We start from the raw sequence: 18605 nt of genomic DNA on the forward strand, positions 1-18605 counted from the left end.
CCCCCGGGATCTCTTCCCGTCCCGCTCTTCCCCGCGCCGCCCATGACGTCCCCTTCCCTTCGCGCTTCCCTCGATCGAGAATTAACATACACGTATAGAAAATAGGTGCCGGAACATCGGGAGGGTCCCGCGGCGGACCGGGGCAGGGCCCCGGAAGGAGAGAATGCCCAGGTGTCAGGCACCGAGAAGACCGAGAAGACGAAGAAGATGAAAAATCCGGTGACGGGCGGCAAACCGGGCACGGCCGGACGGCCCGTGGGGCGGCCCCGCCGACTGGACCCGGAGGTGATGGTCGCCACCGCGCGCCGCATCGTCGAGGAGGAGGGCGTGGCCGCCCTGTCCATGCGGCGGGTGGCGAAGGAGCTGGGCAGCACGCCCATGGCGCTCTACCACTACGTGCGGGACAAGGACGAGCTGTTGATGCTCACCCTGTCCGGCACGGCGGCGGCGTTCCCGCGCCCGGAGCTGCCCGAGGACCCGCGCGAGCGGCTGGTGGCGGTGGCCGCGCACATGCACGACATCATCGGCCGGATCCCCTGGGTGCTGGACATCCTGGCGCTGGGCGAGCTGACCGACCGCAACGCGCTGTGGATGGTGGAGGAGATCATCGACTGCGCGCTCGCCTGCGGCCTCTCCCCGGCCCGCTCGGTGCGGGCGTACCGGACGATCTGGAGCTACGTCTACGGGGATCTGGTCTTCCGCAGGGCGGCGGCCCGCCGTGCGGAGAACCCGTCGCGCCGGGAGTTCTTCCCGGAGATGGTCACCGGGAAGGACAGGGCGGAGCTGCCCCGGCTCGCCGAAATCAAGGACCGCTGGCGGGAGTACGCCGCCGACTACGAGACCGTCGAGGAGCTCGACGCGATCGTGGACGGCCTGCTCAGGCGCGGGACACGGGGCGCGAAGGGCTGACCGGGCCGGAGCCCGAAGGCCTCACCGGCCGGGGCGCGAGAGCCTCACCGGGCCGCCGGGGCACACGGCCGCGGCGCCCCCGCCCGGTCCCGCGCGTTCAGCCCACCGCCTCGAAGCGCCAGCGGTGCACCGGGCGGGTGATCAGGGCGGCTTCGGGCTCGGGGAGTTCGGGGAGGTCGTCGCCGTACGAGGCGCCCCTCCACCACGTCATCACCAGCACCCGGTCCTGCGGTGCGCGCAGGAGTTCGCTGCGGTGGGGTTCGCGGGCCAGCTCGGCGGCCCGGGCCCGCGCCCACTCCAGGAGTTCGCCGCCGCGGCCCTCGGCGGCGCGGGCCTCCCACATCAGCACGATGGTCCCGGCGCTCATGAGTAGAGGTTGTCCTTGCTGATCTCGTGCACATGGTCGTGATCGTGCGAGTGGCCGTGGCCGTGTGTGTGGCCGTGATCGGCGCCCGGGACGTGCGGCTCGGTCACCGGCAGCGAGGAGTCCGCGGAGAGCTCCAGGTCGGAGGGGCGGCGGTTGCGGGCGACCATCTCCGCGCCGAGCGCCGCGACCATCGCCCCGTTGTCGGTGCAGAGCCCGGGGCGCGGCACCCGCAGCCGGATGCCGGCCCGTTCGCAGCGCTCCTGGGCCAGGGCGCGCAGCCGGGAGTTGGCCGCGACGCCGCCGCCGATCATCAGGTGGTCGACGCCCTCGTCCTTGCAGGCCCGGACCGCCTTGCGGGTGAGCACGTCCACCACGGCCTCCTGGAAGGACGCCGCCACGTCCCGGACCGGCACCTCCTCGCCCGCCGCGCGCTTCGCCTCGATCCAGCGGGCGACGGAGGTCTTGAGCCCGGAGAAGGAGAAGTCGTACGGGGCGTCGCGCGGGCCGGTCAGGCCGCGCGGGAACGCGATCGAGGCCGGGTCGCCCTCCTTCGCGAGCCGGTCGATGACCGGGCCGCCGGGGAAGCCGAGGTTCAGCACCCGGGCGATCTTGTCGAACGCCTCGCCCGCCGCGTCGTCGATCGTCGCGCCGAGCGGCCGGACGTCGCTGGTGATGTCGGGGGCCAGCAGGAGCGAGGAGTGGCCGCCGCTGACCAGCAGGGCCATCGTCGGCTCGGGCAGCGGGCCGTGCTCCAGCTGGTCGACGCAGATGTGCGAGGCGAGGTGGTTGACCCCGTAGAGCGGCTTGCCGAGCGCGTACGCGTACGCCTTCGCGGCCGAGACGCCGACGAGCAGCGCTCCGGCGAGCCCGGGGCCCGAGGTGACGGCGATCCCGTCGAGGTCGCGGGCGCTGATCCCGGCCTCCTTCAGGGCCCGTTCGATGGTGGGGACCATCGCCTCCAGGTGGGCGCGGGAGGCGATCTCCGGGACGACGCCGCCGAAGCGGGCGTGGGTGTCGACGCTGGAGGCGACGGCGTCCGCGAGCAGGGTCGTACCGCGCACGATGCCCACGCCGGTCTCGTCGCAGGAGGTCTCGATGCCGAGTACGAGGGGTTCGTCGACAGCCATCATTCAGTCCCGGTCTCTGGTGCGTGCTCGTGCACTGCTTGCTCTTGCATGGTCAGGCGCATGACCAGGGCGTCGATGTTCCCCGGCTGGTAGTAGCCGCGCCGGAAGCCGATCGGTTCGAAGCCGAAGCGCTCGTACAGCTTCTGCGCCCGGGTGTTGTCGACCCGGACCTCCAGGAGGACCGTGGCGCACTCGAAGTCGGTGGCGGCCTTCAGCAGATCGGTGAGGAGTCCGGAGCCGAGGCCGGTGCCCCACGCCTCGCGGCTGACCGCGATCGTCTGGACGTCGGCCAGGTCGCCGACGGCGGCGAGCCCGGCGTAGCCGGTGATCCGCCCGGTGTCGGGGTCCTCGGCGACGACGTAGTGGCGGGTGGCGCCGGGGCCCCGGGCGTGGGCCAGCTCGGACCAGAACATGCCGGGTGACCAGGCGTCGTCCGGGAACAGCGCGTGTTCGAGGTCGAGCACCGGCGCGATGTCCCACCAGCGCATCTCGCGCAGCGCGGCGGGGGTGGCGGTGCTCACGTGGGGGTGACCACCTTGTAGTTCTTCGGGACCTGCGCGTCGGGCCTGCGCAGATAGAGCGGCCGGGGCTCCAGGAGCTCCTGGCCGGCGGCGAGGCGTTCGGCGGCGAGCGCGGCGAGCGCGCCGGCGGCGAGGTGCTCGGGGCCGCGCGCGTCCGGGAAGGCGTCCGGGTAGAGCACCGCGCCCGCGCCGGCCACGGGGAGCCCGGCCAGCGCTCCGGCGATGTCGGCGGGCCGGTCGACGGCGGGTTCGCCCGAACGGGTGCGGGCGTCCTCGTACCGCGCCCAGTAGACCTCCTTGCGGCGCGCGTCGGTCGCCACGGCGAACGGCCCTTCCAGGCCCTCCAGTCCGGCGGCGTACGCGAGGCCGTCCAGGGTGCACACGCCGTGGACCGGCACGGAGAGGACGGAGCCGAAGGTGGCGGCGGTGACCAGGCCGACCCGCAGGCCGGTGTACGGGCCGGGGCCGACGCCCACGACCACGTCCGTCACGGCGTCGAGTGCCGTCCCGGCCTCGGCGAGGACCCGGTCGACGGCGGGGAGCAGCAGCTCCCCGTGCCTGCGGGCGTCGACCTGCCCGGAGGAGGCGATGACGGACGTGCCGTCGTGCAGGGCGACGGTGACGGCGGGCGTGGCGGTATCCATGGCGAGCAAGAGCACGCAAACAGCCTACGGCTCCGCCGACGGCGTTACGGCGTCCGTACGGCGTCCCGGCCCGCCCCGTCCCTGCTGCTACCGTCACCGGGTATCCGCGGGTACGACGTAAACGCTTGTACGACATGCGGCAACGGCAGTCGAAAGGGGATTTCACGGTGGCTAGGGGAAGCTCGGGAATCGTGGCCGGGCTCACTGCGGCGGCGGTCGCCGCGGTCGCCTTCCTCGCCTACCAGGCCTCGGCGAACGCCCCCGCCTCGGTGGCGTCCACGCCCGGCAAGAAGCCCTCCGCGTCGGCCTCGGCCCAGCCCTCCGCCAAGCCGAAGCCCAAGGCCGACCCGCTGGCGGTCCCGGCGGCGTCCGGCAAGGGCGAGCGCGTCGTGTACGCGCTGAAGGACCGCCGGGTGTGGCTGGTCGACGAGGACAACGAGGCGATCCGCACCTTCACCGTGATGCCGAGCCCGGTCAGCCCGCCGCCCGGGGTCCACAAGGTCACCTCGCGTTCGGGCACGGTCCAGGGCTCGGACGGCGTCCCGATCGAGCACGTGGTCCGCTTCGCGAACGTGGACGAGGTGGCGATCGGCTTCAGCGCGGCGCAGGACGGCTCGATGGCCAGCCCGGACCCGACGTCGAAGACCGGCGGCGTCCGGATGAAGCGCGCGGACGGCAACGCCATGTGGACCTTCGCGACGGTCGGCGCGAAGGTCGTCGTCGTCCCGTAGCGCCAGGGGTCTCACGCCGTCCGGGGTCCTACGCCGCCCGCCCCCGGACGGCGTTCCCGTGGGCGCTCTCCTCGTCCCGGTCCGCCGCGTCGGATGGATCCGGCGCCTCGCTCGGCGGGGTGGAGACCGCGGTGGCCGCTGCGCACGAGGCCAGCAGGTCCTTCATCGACAGGGCGGACGGAGTCGGCTGCGGTCGCGCCGCTCGCTCGGGCGTCGGCATGGATTGCCTCCTTGGTGCTCCGATGGAGGGCGTGGTTAGGTAGACCTAACCACGTCTCGTACCCATGTGACCACGACCACGGTCCCCCGCGCAACAGTTTACCGACGCACTGTCGGGAAGGTCTCGTGAAGGACGGCGCCGGAGGGCGGCCGCGTTACGACAGATCCGCCCGCAGCCCCGCCCAGCGTGTCCCGATGCCGACCAGGGTCACCTCGCGCCGCTCGTCGTCGGTGTCGCCCGTCGCGCGGTCGATGAGGACCCGGAGCCGGTCGTCGGCCAGCTCCTCGACCTTGCCGTCGCCCCACTCCACGACCACCACGGACTCCGGCAACGACACATCCAGGTCCAGGTCCTCCATCTCGTCGAGCCCGCCGCCCAGGCGGTACGCGTCGACGTGGACCAGGGCGGGGCCCCCGGTCAGCGAGGGGTGGACGCGGGCGATGACGAACGTGGGCGAGGTGACCGCGCCGCGCACGCCGAGGCCCTCGCCGAGGCCCCGGGTCAGCGTCGTCTTCCCGGCGCCCAGCTCCCCGGTGAGCATGACCAGGTCGCCGGGGGCCAGCACCCGGGCGAGCCGGCGGCCCAGGTCCTGCATCTGTTCGGGGGAGGTGACGGTGAGCGTCACGGTCACGGCCTCGGTCACGGTCCCGGCGGGCTCGGGAGCGGTCGTCCCCGCTGTCTCCGGAACGGTCTCAGCGGCCGGGCCGCTGTGCGGTGCTTCCATGTCCGCCAACGTTAGCGCCCGGCACCGTGCCGCTGCGTACGAGCAGGTCGGCCAGCCGGTCGGTGACCGTCTCCGGGTGCTCCAGCATCACCAGGTGCCCGGCGTCCGGCACGATCACCAGCTCGGCGTCGGGCAGGACGTCGGCGATGGCCTCGCTGTGCGAGCTGGGGGTGACGAGGTCCTTGTCCCCGGCCAGGATCAGCACGGGCACCTCCCGGAACGCGGGCAGCGCGCCGCTCTTGTCGTGCTCGGTGAAAGCCGGGTAGAACTCGGCGACCACATCGATGGGGGTGGACTCGATGAGCCGTTCCGCGAACCGGGCGACCGCCGGGTCCACGTCCCGCGAACCGAACGAGTACCGCTTGATCAGCCCGGCGAAGAGGTCCGCGGTGGCCCGCCGCCCCTTCTCCACCAGCTCCGTCTGCGAGCCGAGCGCCTTCAGCACCCCGGGCAGCACCCGGCGCACCGCGTTCACGCCCGCCACCGGCAGCCCGAAGCTGACCTCGCCGAGCTTGCCGCTGGAGGTGCCGACCAGGGCGACGGCGGCGACCCGGTCGCGGATCAGGGCCGGGTACCGGTCGGCCAGCGCCATCATCGTCATGCCGCCCATGGAGTGCCCGACCAGCACCAGCGGGCCCTCGGGGGCCGCCGCGTCGATGACCGCCTTCAGGTCGCGGCCGAGCTGGTCGATGCCGACCGGCACCCCGTCCGCCTGGGCCCGGCCCCGTCCGGAGCGGCCGTGGCTGCGCTGGTCCCAGTAGACGGCGCGTACGAGGCCGCGCAGGGCGGCCCGCTGGAAGTGCCAGGAGTCCTGGCCGAGGCAGTAGCCGTGGCTGAAGACGACGGTGACCGGGGCGGGGGCCTTGCGCCCGAAGAGCCGGCGGCGGCGGTTTCCGGCAGAGCCGGCTCCCTCCTCGCCCGGGGGCGGCGCGTCCGCCACCTCGTCGATCTCGTAGTACAGCTCGGTTCCGTCGTCGGCGACGGCCCGGCCCGGCGTGCCGCGCAGCGAGCCGTAGGGCCCGGTGGCGTCCAGCGCGAGGCGGGCCTTCTTGCGCATGCCGCGCCCGACGGTGAGCCGCTCGACGGCGACCCCGGCGGCCGCACCGGCGGCGAGTACCCCTATGGCGGCCCCGGCGATCCCGGCCCGGCGCCAGCCGGCCGCGCCGGCGGCGGTCGCGGCCACCACGGCCCCCGCTTCGCTCCCGCTCACCGCTGCACGCTCCCGGCCGGCTCGCTCGGACCGGCCGCTCCGTTCACGTACACCCTCGGCACCCGGGAGCCGATGCGGGTGACGATCTCGTACGCGATGGTGCCGGCGGCCTCCGCCCAGTCCTGCGCGGTCGGCTCGCCCCGGTCGCCCGGGCCGAACAGCACCGCTTCCGCGCCCGGTTCCGGCCGGTCGCCGCCGAGGTCGACGACGAACTGGTCCATGGCGACCCGGCCCGCGACCGTGCGCACCTTCCCGCCGACCAGGACGGGTCCCGTGCCCGACGCGTGGCGCGGGACGCCGTCCGCGTAGCCGACGGGGATCAGACCGAGGGTCGTCTCGGCGGTCGTCGTGTAGTGGTGGCCGTAGCTGACGCCGTGTCCGGCCGGGGCGTCCTTGACCAGGGCGACGGACGCGGCGAGCGTCATCACGGGCCGCAGCCCGAAGTCGGCGGGCGTGCCCAGCTCGGGGGCGGGCGAGATGCCGTACATCGCGATGCCCGTCCGTACGAGGTCGAAGTGCGCCTCGGGGATCGTGAGCGTGGCCGGGGAGTTGGCCATGTGCCGCACCTCGGGCTCCACGCCCTCCTTCTCGGCGTACGCCACCATGTCGCGGTAGACGCCGAGCTGGGCGGCGATCGAGGGGTGGCCGGGCTCGTCGGCGCAGGCGAAGTGGGACCAGAGGCCGGTGACCCTCACCCGTCCGGCCCGCTCGGCGGCCAGCGCCTCGGTGACCAGTTCGGGCCAGTCGGCGGGCTGGCAGCCGCCGCGGCCGAGGCCGGTGTCGGCCTTGAGCTGGATCCTGGCCGGCCGGCCGGCCGCGTCGGCGGCGACGACGACCTCGCGCAGCGCCCACATGCCGCTGACCGACACGTCGATGCCGGCCTCGATCGCCTCGCGCCAGGGGCCCCCGGGCGTCCACAGCCAGCACATGATCCGGCCGTCGAGTCCGGCCGCGCGCAGGGCGAGGGCCTCCTGCGGGGTCGCGGTTCCCAGCCAGCCGGCCCCGGCCTCGCGGGCGGCCCGCGCGCAGGGCACGGCCCCGTGCCCGTAACCGTCGGACTTCACCACGGCCATGAGCTGCGCCCCGGCCGCACGCTCGCGCAGGACGCGCACGTTGGCGCGCAGCGCGGCGAGGTCGATCTCGGCACGGGCTCTCAGGGACGCTGTCTCGTTCATCGCGCCCAGTCTCTCAGAGGCGTCGGCCGCCTCCCCGGCAGTGCACGCCGGTATCCGGCCTTATGTACGTTTCATCACATGGTTCAGGTGGTCGACCAGGACCGGGACATGGCTGTCGGCCATGTCCTTGACGGCGGTGATCAGGGTGACGGGTCCGCCCTCGCGCACCAGTCCGACGAGCCGCTCGACGGCCTCCGTGTGCGCCGGGTCGTCCAGTTCGGTGCGGTAGCGCTCGACGAAGGCGTCGTGGCGCGCGCCGGAGCGGTCCTGGTGGTACCAGGAGCGCAGCTCGTCCGAGGGGGTGACGTCCTTCAGCCATACGTCGATCGCGGCCCGCTCCTTGGAGACGCCCCGGGGCCAGAGCCGGTCGACGAGGACCCGGGTGCCGTCGCCGTCCTCCGGCGGGTCGTAGACCCTGCGTACGCGTACGGGTTCGCTGCCGCTCGCCATGTCCGGCCGCCCTTCCTCCCCCGGGCCTCCACCCTCTCCCCGGCTCAGCCCGCCCGCACGTCGCGCCAGGCGGCCTGGATGCCGTCCGCGACGTCCTGCGCGGAGACCGGGGCCCCGTCCGAGCCGTGCCGGGCGGCGAGCCCGTGCAGGTACGCGCCCACGGACGCGGCGTCGCGCGGGGCGAGTCCGGCCGCGAGCAGGGACCCCGTCAGCCCGGAGAGCACATCGCCGCTGCCCGCGGTGGCGAGCCAGGACGTGCCGGTCGGGTTGACCCGTACGGGCGTGTCGCGGGCCTCCGCGATCAGGGTCGTGGAGCCCTTGAGGAGCACGGTGGCGCGGTAGCGGGCGGCCAGTTCGCGCACCGCGGCGAGCCGCCCGGCCTCGACCTCCTCGCGGGCCGCGCCGAGCAGGGCCGCGGCCTCCCCCGCGTGCGGGGTCAGGACGGTCGGGGCGGTCCGGGTCCGCACGGTCTCCGCGTCCAGCAGCCGCAGCCCGTCCGCGTCGACGAGCACGGGGACGTCGGCGGCCAGCACGTCGGCGACGGCCGCCTCCGCGCTCCTTCCGTCGCCGAGCCCGGGCCCGACCACCCAGGCCTGCACCCGTCCGGCCTTCGACGGCGGCCCGGCGTGGACCAGCGCCTCGGGGTAGCGGGCGATCACCGCGTCCGCGCCCGGTCCGACGTACCGCACGGCCCCGGCCCCGCCGCGCAGCGCGCCCGCGACAGCGAGGACGGCGGCGCCCGGGTAGCGCTCGGACCCGGCGACGACGCCGACGACCCCGCGCCGGTACTTGTCGCTCTCCGGGCCCGGCGCCGGCAGCAGCGCGGCGACGTCCGCGTACTGGAGGGCCTCCAGATCCGGCGGCTCGGGCAGTTCCGGGCCGAGCCCGATGTCCACCAGCCGCAGGGCCCCGGCGTGTTCGGCGGCCGGGTCGATCAGGAGGCCTGGCTTGTAGGTGCCGAAGGTGACCGTCGCGTCCGCGCGGACCGCGTCGCCGTGCACCTCCCCGGTGTCGGCCTCCACCCCGCTCGGCAGATCGACCGAGAGGACCGGGGTACGGTCCCGGGTCACCGTGTGCAGCAGCCCGGTGGCGTCCTCGCGCAGCCCGCCGCGCCCGCCGATGCCGGTGATGCCGTCCACCACGAGGTCGAGCACGCCGAGCCCGTCCGGCCCGTCGACGACCTGCCCCCCGGCCGCCAGCAGCGCGGCGAGGCCGCCGGGGTGGGCCCGGTCGGGGGCGAGCAGCAGGGCCCGGACGCCCGCGCCCCGGCGGGCCAGGCGGGCGCCCGCGTACAGCGCGTCGCCGCCGTTGTCGCCGCTGCCGACCAGGAGCAGGACCCGGGACCCGTACACCCGGCCGTTGCGCCGCAGCAGATCGCCGCAGGCCACGGCCAGCCCGGCGGCGGCGCGCCGCATCAGGGCGCCCTCCGGCAGCCGTTGCACGAGGGCGGCCTCGGCGGCCCGTACGGTCTCCACGCTGTAGGCACGTCGCATGGGTCCAACCCTCCGCGATCACGGGGGCGGACGCTACCCCCGCAAGGGCGTGGCGGCTTGTTCGTCCGGGCGGGTGTCACCCCTGTGGCCTGCACGGCCCGGCGGGTGTCACCCCTCCGCGATGACCACCGCCGACGCCACCCCCGCGTCGTGGCTGAGCGAGACGTGCCAGCCGCGGACCCCCAGTTCGGCGGCGCGGGCGGCGACCGTGCCGCGGACCCGCAGCCGGGGCTGCCCGCTCTCCTCGACCCAGACCTCCGCGTCGCTCCAGAGCAGCCCGCCGGGTGCGCCGAGCGCCTTGGCCAGGGCCTCCTTCGCGGCGAACCGGGCGGCGAGCGAGGCGATTCCGCGCCGCTCGCCGCTGGGCAGCGTCAGCTCACTTCCGACGAAGAGCCGGTCGGCCAACTGGGGCGTACGCTCCAGCGCCGCGCCGAAGCGCTCGATCTCGGCCACGTCGATGCCGACCCCAATGATCACGAACCCACCCTTGTCACCTCGTCACCCGGGCGCGTCCCGGGTCACTCCACGGTCACGGACTTCGCCAGGTTGCGCGGCTGGTCCACTTCGTTGCCGCGGGCCGTCGCGAGCTCGCAGGCGAAGACCTGGAGCGGCACGGTGGCGACCAGCGGCTGAAGCAGCGTAGGCGTTGCGGGGACCGTGATGAGGTGGTCGGCGTACGGGACGACGGCCTCGTCGCCCTCCTCGGCGACGACGATGGTGCGGGCGCCCCGGGCCCGGATCTCCTGGATGTTCGACACGATCTTGTCGTGGAGCACCGAACGGCCGCGCGGTGACGGCACGATGACGACGACCGGGAGGCCCTCCTCGATGAGCGCGATCGGCCCGTGCTTCAGCTCGCCGGCCGCGAAGCCCTCGGCGTGCATGTAGGCGAGTTCCTTGAGCTTGAGCGCGCCTTCGAGGGCGACCGGGTAGCCGACGTGCCGGCCGACGAACAGGACGGTGTCGTGGTGGGCGAGGGACCGGGCCAGCTCGCGCACGGGCTCCATCGTCTCCAGGACCCGGTCGACCTCGCCGGAGATCGCGGAGAGCTGGCGCACCACCGTACGGATCTCGTCGCCCCATTTGGTGCCGCGCACCTGGCCGAGGTAGAGCGCCACGAGGTAGCAGGCGACGAGCTGGGTGAGGAAGGCCTTGGTGGAGGCGACGGCGACCTCGGGCCCGGCGTGCGTGTAGAGGACGGCGTCGGACTCGCGCGGGATCGTCGAGCCGTTGGTGTTGCAGATGGCGAGCACCTTCGCGCCCTGTTCGCGGGCGTGCCGCAGCGCCATCAGGGTGTCCATGGTCTCGCCGGACTGGGAGATGGCGACGACGAGGGTGCGCTGGTCCAGGATCGGGTCCCGGTAGCGGAACTCGCTGGCGAGTTCGGTCTCGCAGGGCAGCCGGGTCCAGTGCTCGATGGCGTACTTGGCGATCATCCCGGCGTGGAAGGCGGTTCCGCAGGCGACGATGACGACCTTGTCGACCTCGCGCAGGTCCGCGGCCGGGATGCGTACCTCGTCGAGGTGGAGCGCGCCCTCCCCGTCGACCCGGCCGAGGAGGGTGTCGGCGACGGCCTGGGGCTGGTCGGCGATCTCCTTGAGCATGAAGGAGGCGTAACCGCCCTTCTCGGCGGCGGACGCGTCCCAGTCGACGTGGTACTCCCGCACCTCGGCGAGCTCCCCGTCGAACCCGGTGACGACGACGCCCTCGCGGCTCAGCTCGACGACCTGGTCCTGGCCAAGCTCGACGGCGGACCGGGTGTGCGCGATGAAGGCGGCGACGTCCGAGGCGAGGAACCACTCGTCCCGCCCCACGCCCACGACGAGCGGTGAGTTGCGCCGGGCGCCGACCACCACGTCCGGCTGGTCGGCGTGCACGGCGACCAGGGTGAACGCCCCCTCCAGCCGCCGGCACACCTGGCGCATCGCCTCCGCGAGGTCCCCGCCGGCCGAGAACGCCTCGGCCAGCAGATGCGAGACGACCTCGGTGTCCGTCTCCGACTCCAGGGCGTGGCCGCGTCCGGTCAGCTCTCGGCGCAGGGCCGCGAAGTTCTCGATGATCCCGTTGTGCACGACGGCGACCCGGCCCGCGTTGTCCAGATGCGGGTGGGCGTTGAGATCGGTGGGCGCTCCGTGCGTCGCCCAGCGGGTGTGCCCGATACCGGTCCGCCCGGCCGGCAGCGGCCGGTCACCCAGCTCCTTCTCCAGATTGACGAGCTTGCCCGCCTTCTTCGCGGCGGCGAGCCCGCCGTCCGCGAGAACGGCGACGCCCGCCGAGTCGTAGCCCCGGTATTCGAGGCGCTTGAGTCCTGCGACGACGACGTCCTGCGCCGACTGCCCACCGACATAACCCACGATTCCGCACATAGCGGCACCCTACGGCCGGAAGCGCCTCGCGGCAGGAATCCGCGCGGCCCGTCCCCGACGACGCATGGCCGGGGCCGGGCCGCGCGGAGCGGCGGAGTCGTGCCACTCCGTCAGGAGCAGTACTGCGCCTCCTTGCCGATCGACCGGTACATGCAGTCCGCGTTCTCGATCAGCTGGAGCACCGCGTCCCGGTTGCGGGAGGTCTCGCGCTCGATGACCTCGTCGGGCGGGTAGAAGCCCCCGCCGGACGCCGAGCGCGGGTACATCTCGAAGGTGTAGCCGAAGATCTTCTGCGAGCCCCACAGCCAGTCGTCGATCGACCCGTCGGTGATGTACAGGTCACTGGACTGCTCGGCGGTGTACCCGTTGCTCGCCGCCATCTTCCGGCCCACCGCCGCGAACGCGTTGCGGTCGTCGGCGGTCATGCCGGGCGCGGTGTCGTTGTACGTGTAGCCGAAGGGCCACAGCACCAGTTCGCTGTACGTGTGGAAGTCGATGGCCGCCGTGATCTGCTGCTTCCCGCCGATCACCCGGCCGCGCACGAAGTCCGCCACGACCTTCGTCTCGGGCGCGGACTCGGCGGCCGCCCCCCGGTAGGTCTCGGACGAGGGGCTGGAGGAGGAGCCGCCGCAGCAGCCCCACTTGTAGGCCCAGTTGCGGTTGAGGTCGGTGCCGACCGCGCTGGAGCCCGAGTTGGGCTGCCGGTTCTTGCGCCAGCTGCGGTACGAGCCGGAGGCGATGTCGTACTCGCCGCCGTCCGGGTTCATGTCCGGCACGATCCACAGCTCCCGGCCGTCGACCGCCTGCTTGATCCGGGAGTCGGACCCGTAGCCCTGGCCCAGTTCGCGGAGCAGGTAGAGCGCCATCTCGACGGTCAGGTGCTCGCGGGCGTGCTGGTGGGCGGTGAACAGGACCTCGGGCTCGGCCTCGTCGGCGGCGACGTTGTCGCTCACCTTGACCGCGATGACGTCGCGGCCCTGGTAGGTCTTGCCGATGACGCGCTTGCTCATGATCGCCGGGTTCGCGGCGATGCGGGCGTCGATCGCCGCGTTCATCTCGGCGTAGTTGTGGTAGCGGGAGTCGGCGGGCGGGAAGTCGAGGGCGCTCACGCCGTCCGCCGCTCGCGGCACGGCGTCGGGGGCGGGCAGGGCCTCCAGTACGTGGCCGCGCGCCCGGAGCTTCCGGGCCTGGGCGGCGTCCGCGGTGATCACGACGCCGTGGTCGTGGACCTCGTCGATCGAGACGCCCGCGCGGGCGATGTCGGTGCGGGCGGCAGGGGTGGTGCGTCCGGTGATCTCGTACTGGAGCGTCCGCTCGTCCGCGGCGACGGCCGCGTTCGGGGCCGCGTTCCCGGCGGTCGCCACGGTGGTGGCGGGGGCCGCGAGGGCGAGGGCGAGCAGAACGGTCAGGGCGGCGTTGCGTCGGGCCTTCGTCGGCCGGGATCTCCGTGCGGTGACGAGTCGCATGCTGGCATCTCCTGGGTCCGTCGGGGTGGGGGGTGGAGCTGTGCGACGGGCACAGAATGAACTCATGTCATGAGCTGGTCAAGATGGTCGTTCCGGCCATCGCCGGGTGTGGTGCTCCCGCTGCCGCGGGGACGCGAACGGCCGCCCGCCGTTCCACGAACTCCCCCGACTCCCCAACTCCCCTGATCCTTTACTCCCTTACTCCCCCAGCTTCCGGCGCAGCGCGGCCCGCTCCGGCTCGGTCCCCGCGAGCTCCAGCGCCTGCCGGTACGCCTCGGCGGCCTCCCCGGCCCGCCCCAGCCGGCCGAGCAGGTCTCCGCGCGCCACGACGTACGGCGGGTACCCCCGCAGCCGGGGCTCCCCCGCCAACGCGTCGAGCAGCGCGAGACCGGCGCCCGGCCCGTCCCGCATCGCCACCGCCACGGCGCGGTTGAGCGCCACCACGGGGGACGGGGTGAGCGTGAGGAGCACGTCGTAGAGGGCCACGATCTGCGGCCAGTCCGTGGCCGCCACGTCCGCCGCCTCGTCGTGCAGGGCGGCGATGGCGGCCTGCACCCCGTACGGCCCGGCCGGCCCGCCGGTCAGCGCCCGGACGACCAGGGCGCGGCCCTCCTCGATCATCGGCCGGTCCCAGCGCCCCCGGTCCTGGTCCTCCAGGAGCACCGGCTCGCCCGCCGGCCCGGTCCGCGCGTCGCGCCGGGCGTGGACGAGGAGCAGCAGCGCGAGGAGCCCGGCGCTCTCCCGCTCGGCGGGCAGCAGCCGGTGCAGTATCCGGGCCAGCCGGATCGCCTCCTCGGCCAGGTCGAGCCGCTGGAGACGGGGCCCGGAGCTGGCCGCGTACCCCTCCGTGAAGACCGAGTAGACGACCTGGAGGACTCCGGGCAGCCGCTCGGGCAGTTCGTCGGGGCCGGGCACCCGGAACGGGATCCGGGCCTCGCGGATCTTCTTCTTGGCCCGCACGATGCGCTGGGCCATGGTCGCCGTCGGGACGAGGAACGCCCGCGCCACCTCCGGTGTGGTGAGCCCGGCGAGGCACCGCAGGGTCAGTGCGGTCCGGTCCTCGGCGGCGAGGGCGGGGTGGGCGCAGGTGAAGAACAACTGGAGCCGGTCGTCGGGAAGTTCACCGATCGCGGCCACGTCGGCCGCGGGGGCGGCGGCCTCGGCCCGTTCCGCGTCGGCCTGGAGGACGGCGAGCCGGGCCGCGTACGCCTGGTCGCGCCGCAGCCGGTCCACCGCCCGCCGCCGCGCCGTCGTCAGCAGCCAGGCCCCGGGCCGGTCGGGGACGCCCTCGGCGGGCCAGTGCCGCAGGGCCGCCTCGATCGCCTCGGACGTCACCTCCTCGGCCAGGTCGAGGTCGCCGAACCGGCGGACGAGGGAGGCGAGCAGCAGCCCGCGCTCCTCCCGGAACACCGCCTCGACGGCTTCGGCGGTCGCCCGGCCCTCCCCCGGGGGCACGCCCGCGCCCGGCACGGGTCTCAGGCCCCGAAGTCCGCGACCGGCCGGACGACGACCGAGCCGCCGTCGCGCGAGCCGGGACAGCGCGCGGCCCAGTCGAGGGCGGCGTCGAGGTCGGGCACGTCGATCACGAGGAACCCGCCCAGCAGCTCCCGCGTCTCGGCGAACGGCCCGTCCGTCACGGTCCGCTCCCCCGTCGGCGAGACCCGTACGGTGGTCGCGGTCACCAGGTCGGCCAGCGACTCCCCGGATACGTGGATTCCCGCGTCGCGTACGGCCTTGTCGTAGGCCATCCAGTCCTCGACGGTGCACTGGGGCGCGCCGCCCTGCTCGTCGACGGCCCCGCTGTGGATCAGCAGCATGTACTTCATGATCGGCTCCTTCTCGCCTGGGTGGTCCCAGCCCTCATGGGCTGCTTACACCATGACGACGATCGGGACCGGTCCGGATCGACACACCGCCCGCGTCCTTTTCACGGCGGGTCCTCTTCACGGCGGGTCCTCGGCACCCGCCCCCGGCCGCCCGCAAACCCCCAGGCCGCACCAGCGGCGTCGCCCGCCCGCGTCGAGGAAGAGCCACCCGCAGCCCTTCCCCGGGCAGACGCGGACGGTGAGGCGGCGGGGGTCGGCGAGCAGGTCCGCGGCGCGCTGGGCCACGGCGTACAGCGGGAGCCGGGGACCGGAATCCGGGTGCGGGCTCCAGCGCCCGAGGCCGTCGTCGCTCCGCACGAAGACCGCGTGGCGCATGGCCTCCTGGACCACCTCGGCCACCCGGTCGAACGCCCCGTCGTCGCCCCGGCCCCACTCCTGGGTGAGACAGCCGTACAACGCGCTCCGGAACTCCCGCGCGCCGGCGAGTACGGCGCTCGCCTCCTCGGGCCGCTCCTCCGCCCTCCGCAGCAGCCGGGTGACCGTACGGTCGTCGAGGAGGTCCAGGTGCCCGGCCCAGACCGCGAGCGAGCGGTAGCCGCGCAGCCATTCGGAGCCGGGCAGCCGCTCGCCGCCCCACCCGGCGTAGGTGTTGCAGAACTCCAGGGCGGGTTCCCCGCTGGTGTTCCACGGGAGCCACTCCCCCCGCACCCGGACGGCGTACGTGGGGGGCGCGGGCCGCCGCAGGTCCGGGTCGTCCCGGCGTACCCGGTCGTACAGGGTCCGCAGGTCCCGCCCCGGCTCGGCGTCGAAGGCGGACCGCAGCGCGCCGCGCGTGGCCCGGTAGAGCGCGAGCGCGTCCGCCGAGCGCCCGCTGCGGTGCAGGGCGACCATGCTGTCCGCGACGAGGCGTTCGCGCTCGGGGTGCTCCTCGGCGAGCGCGGGCAGCTCGACGGCCACGCGCTCGTGCCGCCCCAGCGAGAGGAGGAGCCGGGCCCGCTCCTCCGCCGCCGAGAGCCGCAGTGCGGCGAGGGGCCGGCCGATCCGGTCGCGCAGGGCCTCGTCCGCGACGTCCGCGAGCGGTTCCCCCCGCCACAGCTCCAGCGCCCGGTCGTAGCGGAGCACCCGTTCCTCGTCGGCCACGGCCGCCGAGGCGTCGCGCACGGCGTCCTCGAAGGCGCGGGCGTCGATCCGGTGGCCGTCGGGGCGCAGGAGATAACCGTCGTTCCGCGTCTCCAGCCGTACGCCGTCGGGCCCGAGGGCGGCGCGCAGCCTGCCGATGTACGTGTGCACGGTGGACCGGGCCCCGGCCGGGGCCTCGCCGTTCCAGAGCAGGTCGATGAGCCTGCCGGTCGGCACGGCACGACCCGCCTCCAGGGCGAGGACGGCCAGCAGACACCGCTCCTGACGGCGCAGCCCCGCGAGCACGGGGCGCCCCCGGTGGAGGACGACGAAGGGCCCGAGCAACTGGAATTCCATCGGGAAAGCATCCAGCCGTCCCGGCCCGCGGGGCCACCCCTCCGACGCCCCGACGACCGCTAGGTGAGGAGGTCGAGGAAGAAGGCCCGGACGTCCTCGGCGAACAGCTCCGGGACCTCCATCGCCGCGAAGTGACCGCCCCGGTCGAACTCCGACCAGTGCCTGATGTCGTACAGCCGCTCGGCCAGCGGTCGCACCGACTGCGTGATGTCGTGCGCGAACACCGCCACGCCGACCGGCACCGGGCACGGCTCGGTCCGCCGCGCCGCCTCGCGGTGCAGCCGCGCCGAGGAAGCCGCGGTGGCGGTCAGCCAGTACAGCGATACGTCGGTGAGCATCCGCTCGTCGCTGACCGGCGTGCGGGGGTCGGTCCACCGGGCGAAGCGCTCGGCGATCCAGGCCAGTTGGCCGACCGGCGAGTCGGTCAGCGCGTAGCCGATGGTCTGCGGGGTGGCGGCCTGGAGGGCCTGGTACGGCGGACGGTTCGCCATCATCCGCCTGACCTGGTCCAGCCGGGCCTCGTCCGCCTCGGACAGGTCGACGCCGGCGTCCGGGTCAGGCCGGGTCGGCAGGTAGTTGACGTGCACGCCGACCACCTGCTCGGGCGTCACCGCGCCGAGCGCCAGGGAGATGCCCGAGCCGAAGTCGCCGCCCTGCGCGCCGTAGTGCTCGTACCCGAGCCGGCGCATGAGCTCCGCCCAGGCCCGTGCGACCCGGACCATGTCCCAGCCGCGCTCGTGGGTCGGCCCGGAGAAGCCGTAGCCCGGGATGGACGGGATCACCAGGTGGAAGTCGCGCGCCAGCGGCTCGATCACGTCGAGGAACTCCAGGAAGGACCCGGGCCAGCCGTGGGTGAGTATCAGCGCGAGCGCGTCCGGTCGCGGGGACCGGACATGGACGAAATGAACGTTCTGGCCGTCGATCTCGGTGGTGAAGTGCGGCAGTTCGTTGAGCGCGGCCTCGTGCTCGCGCCAGTCGTACCCGGTGCGCCAGAGGCCGGCCAGTTCCTTGAGCCGCGCCAGCGGGAAACCGTAGTCCCACCCGGCGTCGGCGATCTCGTTGGGCCAGCGGGTACGGGCGAGCCGGTCGTTCAGGTCGTCGAGGCCGGCCTGGGAAATGTCGATGCGGAACGGCTTGATCATGGTTGCGGCTCCAGGACTGCGGGGCTACGGGGCTACGGGGTCGGCAAATCCCAATATCATTGGTCACACCAACGTTGGCCCGACCCACCATATGCCCGATCGTGGGTGCGGCCAACAAGTTGTTACATTGCGTCCGTGGACACGGAACACGGGACGCCGCAACGGCTGCGCGCGCTGTCGAGCAGGCTGGTCAACCAGGCGGCGCTGGCCGCCAACCGGATCGTGGATCAAGAACTGGCCCGGGCCGGCGCCCGGCGCTACCACTACGCCCTGCTGGCGGCGGCGGAGGAGTACGGCCCCTCCAGCCAGGCCGGCCTCGGCCGCCGCACCGGCATCGACCGCAGCGACATGGTCGCGACGGTCAACGACCTGGCCGAAAGACGGCTCCTGGAGCGCGCACCCGACCCGGAGGACCGCCGGCGCAACGTCATCACCATCACGACGGCGGGCCGGAGGGAACTCACCCGCCTCGACCGCCTGCTCGCCGCCGCGCAGGACGAGTTCCTCGCCCCGCTGCCCGCGGCCGACAGGCGGAACCTGATCGACCTGCTCAACCGCCTCGTGGACCATCACCGAGGCGACCACGGCTGAACGCGCCGCGTCGTGGTGAGCCTTTGGTGAGCGACCCGGCGCATGCTGCGGAGCCAGTCGATCCCGGCCTCCGACCCATGGGGAGTTCTCATGCGCAGCACCGTTCCCGTCGCTCTCGCCGCGGCCTGCGTGGCCATCGCGGTCCTCGCCACGGGCCCTGTCTCATA

20 protein-coding genes are annotated in these 18605 nt (G+C 74.0%); 3 read left to right on the forward strand and 17 right to left on the reverse strand.

Annotation, left to right across the window (positions count from 1 at the left end):
- The first annotated feature begins 171 nt into the window (after positions 1-171).
- Positions 172-909 carry a TetR/AcrR family transcriptional regulator gene (locus tag HET64_RS22930; protein ID WP_215108447.1) on the forward strand — a complete coding sequence of 246 codons (738 nt, stop codon included), beginning with the start codon at positions 172-174 and terminating at the stop codon, positions 907-909.
- A 97-nt stretch (positions 910-1006) separates the two neighbouring features.
- Here HET64_RS22930 and HET64_RS22935 read toward each other — a convergent pair whose 3' ends face one another.
- The 4 genes from HET64_RS22935 to tsaB are packed head-to-tail and all read right to left on the reverse strand — an operon-like array spanning position 1007 to position 3568.
- Entirely contained in the window at positions 1007-1276 is a 270-nt protein-coding gene (locus HET64_RS22935; RefSeq protein WP_215108450.1) for a hypothetical protein, read from the reverse strand.
- The gene (gene tsaD / locus HET64_RS22940) at positions 1273-2403 is read right to left on the reverse strand and encodes a tRNA (adenosine(37)-N6)-threonylcarbamoyltransferase complex transferase subunit TsaD (RefSeq protein ID WP_215108452.1); all 1131 of its coding nucleotides are present in this window, start codon (positions 2401-2403) and stop codon (positions 1273-1275) included. Before tsaD ends, HET64_RS22935 begins: the two co-directional genes overlap by 4 nt.
- A complete protein-coding gene (gene rimI / locus HET64_RS22945; RefSeq protein ID WP_215108480.1) occupies positions 2403-2891 on the reverse strand; it encodes a ribosomal protein S18-alanine N-acetyltransferase in 489 nt (162 codons plus the stop codon). Before rimI ends, tsaD begins: the two co-directional genes overlap by 1 nt.
- Positions 2892-2920: 29 nt before the next feature.
- Positions 2921-3568 (reverse strand): tRNA (adenosine(37)-N6)-threonylcarbamoyltransferase complex dimerization subunit type 1 TsaB, encoded by a 648-nt coding sequence (gene tsaB, locus HET64_RS22950; protein ID WP_215108482.1) that lies wholly within the window; start codon positions 3566-3568, stop codon positions 2921-2923.
- Between the two features lie 134 nt (positions 3569-3702).
- On the opposite strand from tsaB, the gene HET64_RS22955 reads away from it, so the two are divergent.
- On the forward strand, positions 3703-4299 hold the full coding sequence (locus tag HET64_RS22955) for a hypothetical protein (protein WP_215108454.1): 597 nt from the start codon (positions 3703-3705) through the stop codon (positions 4297-4299).
- A 28-nt stretch (positions 4300-4327) separates the two neighbouring features.
- Here HET64_RS22955 and HET64_RS22960 read toward each other — a convergent pair whose 3' ends face one another.
- The 13 genes from HET64_RS22960 to HET64_RS23020 form a co-directional block, all read right to left on the reverse strand.
- Positions 4328-4519 (reverse strand): hypothetical protein, encoded by a 192-nt coding sequence (locus HET64_RS22960; RefSeq protein ID WP_215108456.1) that lies wholly within the window; start codon positions 4517-4519, stop codon positions 4328-4330.
- 154 nt (positions 4520-4673) lie between these two features.
- Entirely contained in the window at positions 4674-5243 is a 570-nt protein-coding gene (gene tsaE / locus HET64_RS22965) for a tRNA (adenosine(37)-N6)-threonylcarbamoyltransferase complex ATPase subunit type 1 TsaE (RefSeq protein WP_215108458.1), read from the reverse strand.
- Entirely contained in the window at positions 5212-6453 is a 1242-nt protein-coding gene (locus tag HET64_RS22970; protein WP_215108460.1) for an alpha/beta fold hydrolase, read from the reverse strand. Before HET64_RS22970 ends, tsaE begins: the two co-directional genes overlap by 32 nt.
- Positions 6450-7628: an alanine racemase gene (gene alr / locus HET64_RS22975; protein ID WP_215108462.1), complete on the reverse strand. Its 1179-nt coding sequence runs from the start codon at positions 7626-7628 to the stop codon at positions 6450-6452. Before alr ends, HET64_RS22970 begins: the two co-directional genes overlap by 4 nt.
- 60 nt (positions 7629-7688) lie before the next feature.
- Positions 7689-8078 (reverse strand): DUF488 domain-containing protein, encoded by a 390-nt coding sequence (locus HET64_RS22980; RefSeq protein WP_215108464.1) that lies wholly within the window; start codon positions 8076-8078, stop codon positions 7689-7691.
- Positions 8079-8122: 44 nt separating this feature from the next.
- On the reverse strand, positions 8123-9571 hold the full coding sequence (locus HET64_RS22985; RefSeq protein ID WP_215108466.1) for an NAD(P)H-hydrate dehydratase: 1449 nt from the start codon (positions 9569-9571) through the stop codon (positions 8123-8125).
- 108 nt (positions 9572-9679) lie between these two features.
- Positions 9680-10048, reverse strand: coding sequence for a holo-ACP synthase (locus tag HET64_RS22990; protein ID WP_030084374.1), 369 nt, complete (start codon positions 10046-10048; stop codon positions 9680-9682).
- 41 nt (positions 10049-10089) lie between these two features.
- Positions 10090-11937, reverse strand: coding sequence for a glutamine--fructose-6-phosphate transaminase (isomerizing) (glmS, locus tag HET64_RS22995; RefSeq protein ID WP_215108468.1), 1848 nt, complete (start codon positions 11935-11937; stop codon positions 10090-10092).
- Positions 11938-12047: 110 nt separating this feature from the next.
- Positions 12048-13403, reverse strand: coding sequence for a M14 family metallopeptidase (locus HET64_RS23000; RefSeq protein ID WP_215108470.1), 1356 nt, complete (start codon positions 13401-13403; stop codon positions 12048-12050).
- A gap of 198 nt (positions 13404-13601) precedes the next feature.
- Positions 13602-14858: a DUF6596 domain-containing protein gene (locus HET64_RS23005; protein ID WP_308370331.1), complete on the reverse strand. Its 1257-nt coding sequence runs from the start codon at positions 14856-14858 to the stop codon at positions 13602-13604.
- Positions 14859-14878: 20 nt separating this feature from the next.
- A complete protein-coding gene (locus HET64_RS23010; RefSeq protein WP_018960234.1) occupies positions 14879-15229 on the reverse strand; it encodes a YciI family protein in 351 nt (116 codons plus the stop codon).
- A gap of 117 nt (positions 15230-15346) precedes the next feature.
- Positions 15347-16705 carry a BTAD domain-containing putative transcriptional regulator gene (locus tag HET64_RS23015; RefSeq protein ID WP_215108474.1) on the reverse strand — a complete coding sequence of 453 codons (1359 nt, stop codon included), beginning with the start codon at positions 16703-16705 and terminating at the stop codon, positions 15347-15349.
- A 59-nt stretch (positions 16706-16764) separates the two neighbouring features.
- Entirely contained in the window at positions 16765-17847 is a 1083-nt protein-coding gene (locus HET64_RS23020; RefSeq protein WP_215108476.1) for an epoxide hydrolase family protein, read from the reverse strand.
- Positions 17848-17982: 135 nt separating this feature from the next.
- On the opposite strand from HET64_RS23020, the gene HET64_RS23025 reads away from it, so the two are divergent.
- Positions 17983-18438, forward strand: coding sequence for a MarR family winged helix-turn-helix transcriptional regulator (locus HET64_RS23025; RefSeq protein ID WP_215108478.1), 456 nt, complete (start codon positions 17983-17985; stop codon positions 18436-18438).
- Positions 18439-18605: the final 167 nt, after the last annotated feature.

Source organism: Streptomyces sp. McG3 (assembly GCF_018619185.1).
In the GTDB taxonomy this organism is placed as follows: domain Bacteria; phylum Actinomycetota; class Actinomycetes; order Streptomycetales; family Streptomycetaceae; genus Streptomyces.